General features: G+C 62.2%; 14 protein-coding genes. 13 read left to right on the top strand and 1 reads right to left on the bottom strand.

Annotated elements, in window-relative coordinates:
- Nucleotides 1-3 precede the first annotated feature (3 nt).
- From MY494_RS00075 to cbbX, 13 genes are all read left to right on the top strand, one after another.
- Nucleotides 4-1,416 (top strand): form I ribulose bisphosphate carboxylase large subunit, encoded by a 1,413-nt coding sequence (locus tag MY494_RS00075; RefSeq protein ID WP_247910711.1) that lies wholly within the window; start codon nt 4-6, stop codon nt 1,414-1,416.
- A gap of 116 nt (nt 1,417-1,532) precedes the next feature.
- Nucleotides 1,533-1,874 (top strand): ribulose bisphosphate carboxylase small subunit, encoded by a 342-nt coding sequence (locus MY494_RS00070; protein ID WP_010316537.1) that lies wholly within the window; start codon nt 1,533-1,535, stop codon nt 1,872-1,874.
- A gap of 174 nt (nt 1,875-2,048) precedes the next feature.
- Nucleotides 2,049-4,412: a CsoS2 family carboxysome shell protein gene (locus MY494_RS00065; RefSeq protein ID WP_247910709.1), complete on the top strand. Its 2,364-nt coding sequence runs from the start codon at nt 2,049-2,051 to the stop codon at nt 4,410-4,412.
- 13 nt (nt 4,413-4,425) lie between these two features.
- Nucleotides 4,426-6,162 (top strand): carboxysome shell carbonic anhydrase, encoded by a 1,737-nt coding sequence (locus MY494_RS00060; RefSeq protein ID WP_247910708.1) that lies wholly within the window; start codon nt 4,426-4,428, stop codon nt 6,160-6,162.
- A 1-nt stretch (nt 6,163) separates the two neighbouring features.
- Complete coding sequence (locus MY494_RS00055) at nt 6,164-6,454, top strand: carboxysome peptide A (RefSeq protein WP_247477759.1); 291 nt, start codon at nt 6,164-6,166, stop codon at nt 6,452-6,454.
- The gene (locus tag MY494_RS00050) at nt 6,454-6,705 is read left to right on the top strand and encodes a carboxysome peptide B (protein ID WP_247910707.1); all 252 of its coding nucleotides are present in this window, start codon (nt 6,454-6,456) and stop codon (nt 6,703-6,705) included. The genes MY494_RS00055 and MY494_RS00050 overlap by 1 nt, the downstream gene beginning before the upstream one ends.
- Nucleotides 6,706-6,787: 82 nt before the next feature.
- A complete protein-coding gene (locus tag MY494_RS13235; RefSeq protein WP_305852207.1) occupies nt 6,788-7,429 on the top strand; it encodes a BMC domain-containing protein in 642 nt (213 codons plus the stop codon).
- On the top strand, nt 7,429-7,938 hold the full coding sequence (locus MY494_RS00035) for a ferritin-like domain-containing protein (protein ID WP_247910704.1): 510 nt from the start codon (nt 7,429-7,431) through the stop codon (nt 7,936-7,938). Before MY494_RS13235 ends, MY494_RS00035 begins: the two co-directional genes overlap by 1 nt.
- A gap of 94 nt (nt 7,939-8,032) precedes the next feature.
- The gene (locus MY494_RS00030) at nt 8,033-9,892 is read left to right on the top strand and encodes an NAD(P)H-quinone oxidoreductase subunit F (protein ID WP_247910703.1); all 1,860 of its coding nucleotides are present in this window, start codon (nt 8,033-8,035) and stop codon (nt 9,890-9,892) included.
- A 3-nt stretch (nt 9,893-9,895) separates the two neighbouring features.
- Nucleotides 9,896-11,404 (top strand): NADH-quinone oxidoreductase subunit M, encoded by a 1,509-nt coding sequence (locus tag MY494_RS00025; RefSeq protein ID WP_247910702.1) that lies wholly within the window; start codon nt 9,896-9,898, stop codon nt 11,402-11,404.
- A 1-nt stretch (nt 11,405) separates the two neighbouring features.
- On the top strand, nt 11,406-12,548 hold the full coding sequence (locus MY494_RS00020) for a CO2 hydration protein (RefSeq protein ID WP_247910701.1): 1,143 nt from the start codon (nt 11,406-11,408) through the stop codon (nt 12,546-12,548).
- A gap of 9 nt (nt 12,549-12,557) precedes the next feature.
- Nucleotides 12,558-12,812 carry a 4a-hydroxytetrahydrobiopterin dehydratase gene (locus MY494_RS00015; protein ID WP_247910700.1) on the top strand — a complete coding sequence of 85 codons (255 nt, stop codon included), beginning with the start codon at nt 12,558-12,560 and terminating at the stop codon, nt 12,810-12,812.
- A complete protein-coding gene (cbbX, locus tag MY494_RS00010; protein WP_247910699.1) occupies nt 12,799-13,731 on the top strand; it encodes a CbbX protein in 933 nt (310 codons plus the stop codon). The genes MY494_RS00015 and cbbX overlap by 14 nt, the downstream gene beginning before the upstream one ends.
- A 3-nt stretch (nt 13,732-13,734) precedes the next feature.
- Here the strand turns inward: cbbX and dnaA are convergent, their stop codons facing one another.
- A complete protein-coding gene (gene dnaA, locus MY494_RS00005; RefSeq protein ID WP_247910698.1) occupies nt 13,735-15,141 on the bottom strand; it encodes a chromosomal replication initiator protein DnaA in 1,407 nt (468 codons plus the stop codon).

Here is a 15,141-nt window from a genome sequence, read left to right as displayed (position 1 = left end):
TCCATGGCTAAGAAGTACGACGCTGGGGTTAAGGAGTACCGCGACACGTATTGGACTCCTGATTACGTACCCCTCGACACCGACCTGCTGGCTTGCTTCAAGTGCACCGGCCAGGAAGGCGTCCCCAAGGAAGAAGTTGCCGCTGCTGTGGCCGCTGAATCCTCCACCGGCACCTGGTCCACTGTGTGGTCCGAGCTCCTCACCGACCTCGACTTCTACAAAGGCCGTTGCTACCGCATCGAAGACGTTCCTGGCGACAAGGAAGCCTTCTATGCCTTCATTGCCTATCCCCTCGATCTGTTCGAAGAGGGTTCTGTCACCAACGTTCTGACCTCCCTGGTTGGCAACGTCTTCGGTTTCAAGGCTCTGCGCCACCTGCGTCTGGAAGACATCCGCTTCCCGATGGCGTTCATCAAGACCTGCATGGGTCCCCCGAACGGCATCCAGGTCGAGCGCGACCGTATGAACAAGTACGGCCGTCCCCTGCTGGGTTGCACCATCAAGCCGAAGCTCGGCCTGAGCGGTAAGAACTACGGCCGGGTTGTGTATGAGTGCCTCCGCGGTGGTCTCGACTTCACCAAGGACGACGAAAACATCAACTCTCAGCCCTTCCAGCGCTGGCAGAACCGTTTCGAGTTCGTTGCCGAAGCTGTGAAGTCCGCTGAACAGGAGACCGGCGAGCGTAAGGGTCACTACCTGAACTGCACCGCCGCCACCCCTGAGCAGATGTACGAGCGGGCCGAGTTCGCCAAGGAACTCGGGCAGCCGATCATCATGCACGACTACATCACTGGTGGCTTCACCGCTAACACCGGTCTGTCCCACTGGTGCCGTAAGAACGGCATCCTGCTGCACATCCACCGCGCCATGCACGCGGTGATCGACCGTCACCCCAAGCACGGCATCCACTTCCGCGTTCTCGCCAAGTGCCTGCGTCTCTCCGGTGGTGACCAGCTCCACACCGGCACCGTGGTCGGCAAGCTCGAGGGCGACCGTCAGTCCACCCTCGGCTACATCGACCAGCTGCGCGAATCCTTCGTTCCCGAAGATCGCAGCCGCGGTAACTTCTTCGACCAGGATTGGGGCTCCATGGGCGGCGTGTTCGCCGTGGCCTCTGGCGGTATCCACGTCTGGCACATGCCAGCCCTGGTAAGCATCTTCGGCGACGACTCGGTGCTCCAGTTCGGTGGTGGTACCCACGGTCACCCCTGGGGTTCTGCTGCTGGTGCTGCCGCTAACCGTGTGGCACTGGAAGCCTGCGTTAAAGCCCGTAACGCCGGTCGCGAGATTGAGCGCGAAGGCCGCGACATCCTCATGGAAGCCGCGAAGCACAGCCCTGAGCTGGCCATCGCCCTCGAGACCTGGAAGGAAATCAAGTTCGAGTTCGACACCGTCGACAAGCTCGACGTCAACTGATTTCGAAACGATTGGGTATGGGAGTCAACTTCAGTTGGCTCCACCCCATTCAGTGATCGGAACAGGACATCGAACCAAATCAAGGTTCATTCATTCCATCCATCTCAAGGAACCCCATGCCTTTCAAGAGCACCGTGGGTGACTACCAAACAGTCGCCACCCTGGAGACCTTCGGCTTCCTCCCGCCGATGACCCAGGACGAGATCTACGACCAGATCGCGTACATCATTGCCCAGGGTTGGAGCCCGCTCGTTGAGCACGTCCATCCCAGCCGCTCCATGGCCACCTACTGGTCTTACTGGAAGCTGCCCTTCTTCGGTGAGAAGGATCTGAGCGTCATCGTGAACGAGCTCGAAGCTTGCCACCGCGCTTACCCCGACCACCACGTGCGCCTCGTGGGCTACGACGCCTACACCCAAAGCCAAGGCGCTTGCTTCGTGGTGTTCGAAGGCCGCTGATTCAGCGCCCTCATCAAGTTGTGGTCTCGAGTTCTCTCGAGACCACTCCTTCTTCTACTCATTAACTGTCTGATTGCGGATTTCCGTTCTCAGATTCCACGCATTACTGCGCTGGGTTGAATGTGATCAACCAGCCCACTGATGCCATCCAGTCATTCCATACACCGGGCGGACATGGCCACTAAATCGAGTCGCGAAGCAGCCCTGGAGCGCCGCAAGGCCCTCACTGATGGCGGCAAGAAAGCCTCCGGCCGCTATGGCAGCGGTGGCGGCCGTGTTCGCAGCGCCTCTGATGCCCGCCCGACCCGGACCAACGCTGCACCCAGCAGCGCTCCCCGTGCAGCAGCAGCTGAAGCTCCAGCTGCTGCCCATGCACCCGCTCGGCAGCTGTCTGCACCCAGCAGCTCCCACCGCTCCTCCCCCGGCAAGCGGGTCTCCAACCCCAGTCGCGACCTGGTTCTGTCCCGCCGAGAGGCCATGACCCGCGGTGGCAAGCGCGCAGATACCTCCAAAGACCGCACCCGCACCGACCTCGCCAAGGAAGCCCCGAAAGCAGTGGCAGCGTCGGCTGCAGAGCACAAGTGCAAGTGCGAAGAGAAGAAGAGCGATACCACCCAATCCCGTTCTGCCACCCTGTCGCTCTCCAGCGAGCGGGCCTCCGCGGGCTCGAGTCGCGCTAGCTCTGAACGCCGGGCAGCCTCCCGCAAGGGAACCGCTCAGCACAACGCCAGCCGCGCCGTGGTGCTGGCTCGCCGCGAAGCACTGAGCAAGCGCGGTAAGTCCGCCAGCAACGCCACCAAAACCGGTGCAGCTGCTGTTGCACGTCAGATCAACCCGGATCTGAGCGCCCGTGAACTGGCTCAAAAAGTCCGAGAACTGAAGAGCAAAACCGGTTCCGCCGGCAGCGCCCGCAACAGCGGAACCCGCCCGAGTGGCCCCAACCGTCATGGTGCCAAGCAAGCCGCGGCTGCCGACGCCGCTTGGAAGGTAGGTGCCAGCGAAACCCTCTCGGGTCAAACCGTCACCGGCACCCAAGCCAACCGTTCGGTGAAGACCACCGGGAACGAAGCTGCCACCTGCCGCTCAATCACCGGTACCGAATATCTCGGTGCGGAGGTCTTCCAAACCTTCTGCGGCGGACAACCGGCCAGCAGCAATCAGCCGGCCAAGGTCCGCGTCACCGCCACCAGCCATGGCAACCGCGTGACCGGCAACGAAGTCGGCCGCAGTGAGAAGGTCACCGGCGATGAGCCAGGCACCTGTAAGACCGTGACCGGCACCGAGTACATCTCGGCGAACCAGTCCAGTTCCTACTGCGGCGATGTGAATCCTTCCGTCCGCAAGGTCGGCCGCAGCCAGACCCAAGGTGGCCAGGCTGTGAGCGGCGTCATGGTGGGCCGCAGCGAGCGCGTCACCGGTGATGAGGCCGGTTCCGGCCGCAACCTGACGGGCGACCAATACCTCGGCTCTGATGCCAGCGTCGCTGGTCGCGCTGCCACCAAGGTCAGCAGCCAGAACACCCTCCGCGGCACCGGTGTGACCGGCACCGCCGTGGGTCGCAGCAAGCAAGTCACCGGAGACGAACCCGGAAGCTGCCGCAACGTCACCGGCGATGAGTACATCGGCAGTGAGCAGTTCGACGGTTTCTGCGGCGCTCGCCCTGCGCCTGAAGCCGCGAAGGTGGGCTTCAGCATTACCAACCGCAACCAGGTGGTCAGCGGCAGTCGCACCGGCCGTTCCGAAAAAGTGACTGGCGATGAACCCGGCAGCTGCAAGGTCGTGACCGGCACCCCCTACGCCGGCCTCGAGCAGGCTGGTGATTTCTGCAACACCACAGCCGTCCGCGCGGTGCGTGAGCGAACCCCCGTCCGCAACTCCAACCGCATGACCGGGATTCAACCCGGTATCGGTGGTGCGATGACCGGAGCAGAGCGAGGCGCATGCGAAGACGTCACCGGGACCCCCTACGTCGGTGCCGACCAACAAGCAAGTGCCTGCGGCACCGCACCCAGCCGTGATGCTGACTTTCCCCAGTCCCTCAATGGTGCCGCTTGGCAGGAATTCAGCGTTCAATCCCCCGCCCGCGCCGCTCAGGAAGAGCGTGAGAGCACCGGTCGCGTGACCGGCAGCACCTACGAGCAAGGCGGACGCATTACGGGCCCTTTCGATATGGCCAGCGGCAAGATCACCGGCACTGAACAGTTCCGCTTCGATCGCCGCTCTAGCCAGCGCCTGGCCCAGGCCCAAGAGCCCGTGGCCATCGCTGCCCAGGAAGCCCCGCTGTCCCGCGTGACTGGCGAGGGTTCGGGCACCAAAATCACCGGCGACGACTGGGACCGTGGTGATCGTGTCACCGGCACCGAAGGTCGCTCGGCCCGACGCCGGAACCCCACCCGCGTGGGCCCCATGAGTGCCATGCCCGGTGTTCAGCCCAAGCGCAACGACGAAGTCCCCGCCCCGAACAACAAGGTGACTGGCTCCAGCGGCAGCACCGATCAGGGTTCTCTGATCACGGTCTCCGGCGGCGCCCGGGGCTGAGGAGCACTTCGTAATGCCCCAGCGTTCCGCCAAAAACGAGCGGCCGCTAGCCCCTACGGCCCCCAGCCGCCGCCAACGCGGTGCTGGGGACCAGGTCTCGGTCAGCCCAGCGGACAATCCCGCTGAGCTCAACCCAAGCAGCGCCTTCAGCAAGGTTCTGCGCCAGCGTGAATTAGCGAACGCCTCCCGCACTCCCAGCGGGGCCTCACGCCCAAGCGGTCCAAGGGCCAAAAAGGCATCCATTGCAGCGACCAACACCAAATTGGGCAGCGCGCGCAGAGTTCGTCCTGTTGCGACCCAGGTCGTTCTGGACCGTCGCTCCAGCGGGCCGGTCAGTTCCGGTGGCTTGCATCCTCTGAGCAACGGCCAGGCCAATGCCGCTCTACGGGCCTACGAGGAACAGACCCTTGGCTCTTTTGATCGGATCGTTCCAGTCCTGAAGCGTCTTTCAGCGCTGCAGCACGACAACAATTTTGTTGAGCAGGCCCAGAGGCTGGCTCTAGCGGAACTGGGCCATGAATTGCCTCAGCCAATCCTTGAGACCGCATGGACCAGCCAGCTGGACATGCGCACGCTCTTCGCTTGGTGCGTGTTCGAGGCCTATGAGCAGGCCAGCCTCTCGTTCTTCAACGACGATCCGCTTGCGGCCCAGTCCGGCAGCAGCGATGCCGAAGCCTTCAACGCCTTTTTGTTGGAGTGCGGCTTCCATCTGTTGGATGTCACCCCTTGCGCCGATGGTCGCCTGGCCCATGCCATCGCCTACGCCCTGAGACTGCCCTTCAGTTCCGTGCGCCGCCGATCCCACGCCGGTGCGATGTTCGATGTCGAAAACACCGTCAACCGCTGGGTCAAGACCGAGCACCGGCGCTACCGCGAAGGACTGCCCAATCCAGCGCACTCCGACACCCGTTACCTGAAGACGGTCGTTTATCACTTCAGTTCGAAAGATCCCTGCCACGAGGGCTGCGCTGCCCATGGCAGCGACGACACCGCCGCCGCCGCCCAGGGGCTGCAACGTCTGCAGGACTTCCAACAAGCTGTCGAGAACAGCTTCTGCTGCGGGGCCTCCGTCGATCTGTTGTTGATCGGCATGGACACAGACACCGATGCCATTCGTGTCCACGTTCCCGGCGCCGACGGCAGCACCAACCTGGAGAGCTGGCTCGATGCCCGCGACGTCTATGAGGCGACCCGGGGCATGCGTGCGGACCAGGCCCGGGACGAGGTCGAGAAGCAGGTCAGCTCCGCTGCAGCCGGAAGCCCGGATCAGGGCATGGTCAAGCTCATCAGCCGGCTGATCGAAAACAACTTGTCCCAAATTGACTACGTCCGCCAGTATCACGGCGGCAACTACAGCGATTTCGGCCATGCCGAACGCTTCATTGGGGTTGGCATCGGGTTCAAGGAGATCCACCTCCGCAACCTGACCTACTTCGCCTACATGGACACCGTTGAAGAGGGTGCTCCCGATCTCGATGTCGGGGTCAAGATCTTCAAGGGCCTCAACGTCTCTCGCGGTCTACCGATTCCGGTCGTGCTGCGCTTCGACTACCACGGCGCTGTTCCCGGTGCGCGCGAGCGCGCTATCCAACACTGCGAGCGGGTCAAGGCTGCAATCGAGGCCCGTTACCGCGAACTCTGTGAGCAGGGGCTTCTGCACACCCTGCTCACCGTGCGGGATCGGGATCGGCACGTGCCAGCCGAAACCGTAAGTTCCTCAATCACGTTCAACACAGGAGGGGGGCACTGAGATGTTGATCTGCAAAGTGGTGAAGCCACTGGTTTCAACCAACCGCATCGCGGACTTCCAGCACAAGCACCTTCAGGTGGTGCTTGATGGCAGTACCCAAAAGGTTGCCGTCGATGCCGTCGGAGCCATCCCCGGAGATTGGGTGATCTGCGTCGGCAGCTCCGCTGCCCGTGAGGCAGCGGGAAGTAAGTCCTATCCCAGCGATCTCACGATCGTCGGGATCATTGACCACTGGGATCCTGAGGCTGGCAAGGAGATGGCGGCAGGCAAACCCCAAGGGGGTGCCAAGTAATGGAAATCATGCAGGTGATGGGATCGATGGTCTGCACCCAACGGGTGGAGGGTTTCGCGCACCAAACCCTGCGAATCCTGCGCAACAACAAAGGCAAGTTGAGCGTGGCCACCGATCCAGTGGGCGCCTCCCCCGGCAACTGGGTGTTCACCGCGAGCGGCTCCGCTGCTCGCCACGCCACGGGCAACGCCAGCCTGTTCACCGATCTGACGATCGGCGGCATCATCGACCACTGGTCGCCCGACGGCTAAGGAGCAGTTCGTTCCTCCCAGCCAGCCTGGGTCCATTCCGTTCAAACCAGCGACCATCCACCGGGCTTAGCCCATCACCGTCATGGCCACTCCACGATCCCGAGCCACCAACACTTCGGCTAGCGCCAAGTCCAGCGTTAAACCCGCTGCCGCAAAGCCAGCTGCCGAGACCACTCCGGTGACCGCGATTCCAGCAGCGGCGGCCAAGGCCACCACCCCTGCTCCCGTGGCGGCCTCTGCCCCCGTGACGGTGACAGCCAAGACGGTCGCCTCGACCCCTGCGAAAACAACGGCCAGCTCCGCAGCCAAGGCTGCTCCGGCCGCGCGTCGCACCACCCGTGCTGCGACCTCTCGCTCCTCTGCCTCCGGCTCAGGCTCCGGCGGCAATCGCTCCACCCCCTCCACTCGCACCTCCCCCATGGCTTCTTCCGTTCAAGGCATCGCTCTCGGCATGATCGAGACCCGCGGTCTGGTGCCCGCGATCGAGGCCGCTGATGCCATGACCAAGGCAGCCGAAGTCACTCTGATCGCTCGCGAGTTCGTTGGTGGCGGCTACGTCACCGTTCTGGTGCGCGGTGAGACCGGTGCTGTGAATGCTGCCGTCCGCGCTGGCGCCGATGCCTGCGAGCGGGTGGGTGATGGACTGGTGGCCGCCCACATCATTGCCCGCCCCCACTCCGAAGTGGAGCCCGCCCTGGTCAGCACCAACAACCGCCGGGCCTGATGACCATGGACGCCGTCCATCCGCGCGTCCTGGGTTTTCTGGGGCGTGCCCTCAGCCTTGAGCTGACCGCTGTTCAGCAGTACATGACCCAGGCCTCCCTCGTGGGGCTCTGGGGTGATGCCGCATCGTCCGAACGGTTCCGAGAGGAAACGGTCGAAGAGATGCAGCACGCTGAACGAATTGTGCAGCAGATGCTCTCGCTTGGCGTGGCACCGGCCGCCTCACAGCTGCAGCCGGTGACCCATGCCAGCGATTTGGTCGGACTGCTTGAGCAGAACGCCGATCTGGAGCAGCAACTCGTCAGCCACTACGACGAAGCCGTTCGCTTCTGTCGCCTGGTGAATGACCAGAACAACGCTGAATTCTTCCAGTCCCTGCTGGAGGACGAGCAGCACCACATGCGTGACCTTGAAAGCTGGCTCAACGAGCTCGGTGGTCGCCGTCCCCGCGGTTATGGCCGTTACGGCTCCCGCCGCCGTGGGTCCCTGCAAGACCGCGCCTCGTTCTAAGTCGATTCAGCGCTTCGCAGTCCGACCAATTTGGATCAGAAGCGCTTAGATTCCGCCGCCGAAGCCGCTTTCGGCGGCCCAATTCTTAAACCGTTTGAGCGCTGCTCTTCCCCTTCCCCTGCAACTGATCTGGCTGATCCCGCTGTACGGGTTCAGCGGGATGCTCCTGTCGTTGCCCTGGGCGACTGGCTGGATTAAGCGGAACGGCCCTCGGCCTGCGGCGTACCTCAATCTTCTCGTCACCCTGCTAGCGGTGATCCACGGCAGCGTCGTGATCAGCTCGGTCTACGAGATCGGTCCTCAGCATGTCGATCTGGCGTGGTTTCAAGCCGCTGACCTGGACCTGCGCATTGGCTTCGATCTCTCGCTGACGAACCTCGCGGCATTGGAGTTCGTCGCGACGATGAGCCTGATCTGCCAGGTCTATGCGCTGGGCTACCTCGATAAAGAGTGGTCCCTGGCCCGCTTCTACGCCCTGATTGGCTTCTTTGAAGGGGCCATGAGCGGGGTGGTGCTCAGCAGCAACCTTTTTATGAGCTATTTCCTGCTGGAGATGCTCACCCTCTCCACCTACCTGCTGGTGGGGTTCTGGTACGCCCAGCCCCTGGTCGTGACCGCCGCCCGCGACGCCTTCCTGACCAAGCGCGTTGGAGATGTTCTGCTGCTGATGGGGGTGGTCGCACTCTCGGCCTTTGCAGGCTCGATGGAGTTCACCGACCTCTACGACTGGGCCGGCAACCTCAAAGGAACGGGTGCCCTCGGACCGGTCGGCATCAGCCTGCTGGGCCTGGGACTAATCGCAGGTCCGATGGGCAAATGTGCCCAATTCCCAATGCACCTCTGGCTCGATGAAGCCATGGAGGGACCGAACCCGGCCTCGATCCTGAGGAATTCCGTCGTGGTGACCTGCGGCGCCATTGTGCTGATGAAGCTGATGCCGATCGTTCGGCTCTCTCCGGTCGCAACAGACGTCTTATTGGCGGTGGGAGCGATCAGTGCCATCGGCGGAGCGCTGGTCTCCCTGGCCCAAGTCGACCTCAAACGCGCCTTCAGTTATTCGACAACCTCCTATCTAGGTCTCGTCTTCATCGCGATCGCCCTCCAGCTGCCAGGCATTGCCCTGCTCTTGCTCTTTGCCCATGGCCTGGCCCGGGCGCTGCAGTTCATGGGCGTTGGAAGCATCATCGCCACCACCAACTGTCAGGACCTGACCGAACTAGGCGGCATTGGCACCCGCATGCCAGCCACGTCCTTGGCCTTCATCATCGGCAGCGCCGGTGTGGTCGGACTCCTGCCCCTGGGTTCCTTCTGGTGCTACGGCTTGATGGTCAACAGCCTCCAGGACAGCGCCCCGGGCTTTGCGGTGGTTTTCTTGCTCACCAACCTGCTGACAGCCACGAACTCCACCCGGGTCTATCGCTCTCTGTTCCTTGGCCAGCCTCTGCCGAAGACCAAGCGTGCACCTGAGGTCAATTGGTTGATGGCCCTGCCAATGGTCAGCCTGAGCGTGATCGTGCTACTGCTGCCCGCGATGATGCAGCGCATCGATCCCGTACCAGGGATCGCCTCCTTCAGTATTGCGGTGGGCGTTGCGGTCTCGGTCTCCGGACTGATCGGCGTGGTGATTGGAGCCCTGATTCCCCTTGATCAGTTCTGGTCCCGCTCAACGACACCTTGGGTTCGAACCCTGCAGGACCTGCTGGCCTACGACTTCTACACACCGGAGATCTACAACCGCACGGTGGTGAGCCTGGTGGCCAACTTGGCGCAATTCACCCGCTGGTTTGATCTGAACGTGGTCAAAGGGATGGCCGATGGTGTGGGTCGCCTCTCGATGGCAACGGCCAACGGATTGAAGCTCAGTGTCAGCGGCCAGATGCAGAGCTACGTGCTCACAGTCCTTGTGGCCATCGTCTTGCTGCTCGGTGTTCTGCAGATCGGACGGGGTGGTTGATCGATGTTGCTGAGTTCTCTCCTTCTGATCCCCTTCCTGGGTGCCGCCGCTCTGCTGCTCTGGCCTGGGGAACAAGCCCTGGGGCGGCTTCGTCTCATCACGATCGCAATCCTGGTGATCCAGCTGGTCGCCAGCCTGGCCATCACCGTCCAGTTCGATCCCAGCATTCCCGGAATGCAGCTGCAGGAATTCCACAGCTGGCTGCCTGGAATTGGCCTGGATTATTCCCTCGGGATCGACGGCCTCTCCCTGCCCTTGGTGCTGATCAACGCAGCACTGACCTTGGTGTCAGCGATCATCACCCGCGACATCGACCGGAGACCGCGGATTTACTTCGCGATGCTGCTGCTGATCACCGGCGCTGTGAATGGGGCCTTCATCGCCGACAACCTGCTGCTGTTCTTCCTCTTTTATGAGCTGGAACTGATTCCGCTTTGGCTGTTGATCTCCGTTTGGGGAGGTGCCAACAGGTCCTACGCCGCGACCAAGTTCCTCATCTTCACGGCCATCTCCGGGATGCTGATCCTGGGGGCGTTCCTTGGCTTGGCCCTGCTGACCGGCAGCGTGGACTTCAGCATCACCCCGGTCCTGTCCGATCGCTTAGCCATGGGCGGGCAGATCGTTCTGCTGGTGGCCATCCTGCTGGGCTTTGGCATCAAGATCCCGCTGGTGCCGCTGCACAACTGGCTCCCCGATGCCCACACCCAGGCGGCGACCCCAGTCTCGGTTCTGCTGGCCGGTGTTCTCCTGAAGCTCGGCACCTATGGCCTGCTGCGCTTCGGGCTGCAACTCTTCCCGGAAGCCTGGGCTGAACTGGCCCCTGGCCTGGCCATCTGGGCAGCGATCTCGGTGCTCTATGGCTCCCTGGCGGCCATTGCCCAGACCGATATGAAGCGAATGGTGGCCTTCAGCTCCGTCGGCCACATGGGCTATGTGCTCTTGGCCGCCGCGGCCAACACCCCCATCAGCCTGCTGGGGGCTGTCTTCCAGATGGTCGCCCATGGTCTGATCTCGGCACTGCTGTTTCTCTTGGTGGGGATCGTCTATCGCAAGACCGGCACCCGGGATCTCAAGGTGCTCCATGGTTTGTTGAGCCCAGAGAAGGGACTGCCCCTGACCGGAACCCTGATGATCCTGGCGGTGATGGCCAGTGCTGGACTGCCTGGGATGGCCGGATTCATCTCCGAGTTCTTGGTCTTCCGGGGCAGCATTGCCGCCTTCCCCGTTGCCACCCTGCTCTCGATGGTGGGATCGGGTCTAACGGCGGTCTACTTCCTCCTTCTGGTGAACCGCGCCTTCTTTGGCCGCCTGTCCATTACGCCTGACAGCGAAGATGCAATCAAGGACGCACGTCTGGACGTCCAACTGGCCCCGGTGGCCCCCCGGGAGACCTACCCGGCCATTGCCCTTGCCGCAGCCATTGTTGGGCTGGGTCTCCTACCGTTTGGCCTCAGTTATCTGAGCGAGACTTCAATCACCGCCTTGGCCCTGCAATCGATGGGAGTGAGCTGAGATGCCCGTTATTCCTGCCGAGCTGGTTCACAGCAACCCCGGCCTCGACACCGACCAGATCATCGCCAAGCTCATTGGCGGTGAGACCTTACTAACCGATACCCCCGATCACCTGATCGAGGTGGTCGATGTGCTCGAGAGCTATGGCGAGGTACTCGATGCCTACAGCAAAAATTTGATCTTCCAAGGGGAGCATCAGTTCCTCAATCCATTCCCGATCTTCAAGTATCTCGACGGGGACCTCAGCCCGGCGAAGATCTGGCGCCACCTCAACCACGACAGGATCAACTTCGAGTACGCCGAGTACTGCATGAAGGGGATGCTCTGGCATGCCACCGGTGGGATGGATGCCTACTTCGACAGTGAGGCCTTCAAGGACAACTGCAAGGCGATCATTGCCACCAAGCGTCGCCGCGATCCGCTGCTCGCCATCCTGCATCCGCTCTTCCCAGACTTCCTGAGCGAATTGATCCGCAATGCCGCCACAACCCATGCGCTGGGTCAGTTCTGGCGGGTGATGAGCGATCTATTTATCGATTTGGCCAAGGCTGAGCGCTCCGGTCAAGTGCGCTCGATACCCGATGTCGTCGACTTCATCAAACAGGGGCTGGTGGCCGCCGCCGCAAACCCCATCGAATACGGAGTGATGATCGGCGGACAGAAGTTCTGGGTCCTTCCGCCCGAGGCCAAGCTGACCTTCCTCGTGGATGTGGCTGTTCCCTACGTCGAGGCGGTCTTCCTGCGGGGGATGCCCTTCCTTGGGACCGTCAGTTACAACGCCCAGGCCCAGCAAATCTCCCCCGATCAGGCGACCTTCACCTACGGCGCCCTCTACGCCGATCCACTGCCGACGATGGGTGCCGGTGTTCCCCCCAGCCTGCTGATGCAGGACATGTATCGCCATCTGCCGCATCGCTTGCACCAGTGGTATCTAGAGCGCACCCGCGGCGAAGGGGACGTGCGCGAAAAGATCTGCCGCAGCTTCCAGAAGTCGATGTTCTGCGTGACCAACGCCGCCATCAGCGGCACCATGCCCCACCCCTTGGACACCACCAACCCCGAGGAGCAGGAGGCCAACCGCGCCTATGCAGCCTCCTGGGCTGCTCGACTCGTCATCGGCCGGACCGATTGCCTCGCGGCCTAGGGTCAAAGAATGGATCAACTCTGGAATCCCCGGCCCAGGCCCGATCGTGTCGAGTGGTTGGAGCGTCGGATCGAATTTGAGGACTACGCGGCCAACCGAGCTTTTCTGGATCGCCTGAACGACTTCTGCGAACAGGAGGGGCGCTACCCCGACATCAGTTTCGGACGTACATACGTGAACATCACCCTGCGGCCCGAGGAGGAGAAGGCCAGCATCGGCGAGGCTGACCATGTGTTCGCCGCTGCCATCGATGGCCTCGTCTGAGCAGCCAGACAACACGCCAGTTGATCTTCAGGCCGCCTACGAAGGGGCTGAGGTCCAGGGAGTTCTGGATCAACTCGACCAAGAGCTGATCGGACTCAAACCGGTCAAAACCCGGATCCGTGAAATTGCTGCCCTGCTGGTGGTGGACCGGGCCCGCAAGCAAGTGGGCCTCTCCACCACGGCCCCAAGCCTGCACATGTCCTTTACGGGCCGGCCAGGAACGGGCAAGACAACCGTGGCCGAGCGGATGTCGGAAATCCTGCACAAGCTTGGGTACGTGCGCAAAGGCCATGTGGTCACCGCCACCCGTGACGACCTGGTGGGGCAATACATCGGCCATACCGCTCCGAAGACCCGGGAGATGCTGAAAAAGGCGATGGGCGGGGTGTTGTTTATCGATGAGGCCTACTACCTCTATCGCCCCGAAAATGAACGGGACTACGGAGCAGAGGCGATCGAGATCCTGCTCCAGGTGATGGAGAACAACCGTGATGACCTGGTGGTCATCTTTGCGGGCTACAAGGAGCGGATGGATGTTTTCTACCAAAGCAATCCAGGCCTCTCCTCCAGGGTCGCCAATCACATCGACTTCCCGGATTACAGCGCCGCGGAGCTATCAGCGATTGCCCGGCTGATCCTGGCGGAGGAGAACTACCGCTTCAGCGATGAAGCCCTAGCGGCCTTCACGGATTACATCGATCGGCGGATGCAATTGCCGTTCTTTGCCAATGCCCGCTCCATCCGCAATGCGATCGATCGTGCTCGGATGCGCCAAGCCAATCGCCTGTTCAATGTGATGAACAGCAGTCAGCTCACCAAGCTGGATCTGATGACCTTGGAGGCCGAAGACATCACCGCCAGCCGAGTCTTTTCCGGCGAGGTCGAAGGTCTGGACCCCAGTGAACCCATCACCGGCTGAGTCCTAACGCGTGCGGCGACGGGAATCGATCTGCAGCAGATCCCGCACCTGCTGAACCTGGCGGCCCAACTGGGGGTCAGCCCCCAGTTTCTTCTCGGTTTGCTCAACGGCGTACATCACGGTGGAGTGATCCTTACCGCCAAAGGCATCGCCAATGCGGGGAAGGGAGAGGTTGGTGCCTTGGCGCATCAGATACATCCCCACCTGGCGCGCTTGGCTGACGGCCCGTTTGCGGCTCGCGCTCTTCATCTCATCCACCCCAACCCCGAACACCTCGGCGACCTTGCTGAGCACTTGATCGGGAGTGACCTCCACTTCGACGCCAGCGGGTTCGAGCATCGGGGCGACCGATTCCACGGTCATCGGCAAACCAGTGATCGAAGCGAAGGCCACCGCACGTGTCAGGGCACCCTCCAGCTCACGGATGTTCGAGGTGAAGCGACCCGCCAGGTATTGGATCAAGTCCCTGGGCAGGCTGACCCGCTCGTGCTCGGCTTTCTTGTGAAGAATCGCCATTCGCGTTTCCAGGTCGGGCGTCTGGATGTCGGCGATCAGGCCCATGGAGAAGCGTGAGATCAAACGCTCCTGCAAACGGGGGATCTGACTGGGGGGGCGATCACTGGCAATCACGATCTGACGCCCGGCCTCATGCAAGGCGTTGAAGGTGTGGAAGAACTCCTCTTGGGTGTATTCCTTGCCCTCGATGAACTGGATGTCGTCCACCAGGATCAGATCGGCAGCCCGGTAACGGTCCCGAAATTTCTGCATGCCGTCCTTGCGGATGGCCTGGATCAGGTCGTTGGTGAAGGTCTCGGTGCTGACGTAGGCGACGCGGGCCTCTGGATCAATCTCCAAGCGGTAGTGGCCTATGGCCTGCATCAAGTGGGTTTTACCCAGACCCACCCCACCGCAAATGAAGAGCGGATTGAATTCACGGCCGGGGGCCTCGGCAACGGCCAAGGCCGCAGCATGGGCCATGCGGCTGTTAGGCCCCACCACAAAGCGATTAAAGACGTAGCGGGGATTGAGGCCCGGAGCCAACTTCCTGGGGGCCTCGCCAGTGGCGGTGCGCTGCTGGGGAGCTGAACTGCCCTGGGAAACGTCAACGCCAGCGGTGGTTGGGGGCTGGCCGTTGAGGGTGATGCCCTGGGCCGACTCGCCACCGGCTTCAACGCTGACCGCAATCGAGCGTCCAGCGATTTCGCTGGCCACCGCGGCAATCGTGCTCAGGTAGTTCTTGCGCAGCCAACCACAGGCGAAGGTGTTGGGCGCAAGCAGCTGCAGCTCATTGCCCTGGAGGGCCACGCACGTGGCTGGACGAATCCAGGTTTCAAACGTGGGCTTGGAGAGATTCCCTTGGAGTGCTTCTTGAACCTGACGCCACAGCGCTTCTCCCTGCTGCACCGTCAC

It is taken from the genome of Synechococcus sp. A10-1-5-1 (genome assembly GCF_023115425.1).
GTDB lineage: Bacteria > Cyanobacteriota > Cyanobacteriia > PCC-6307 > Cyanobiaceae > Vulcanococcus.
This window is presented reverse-complemented; position numbering and strand designations above follow the sequence as displayed.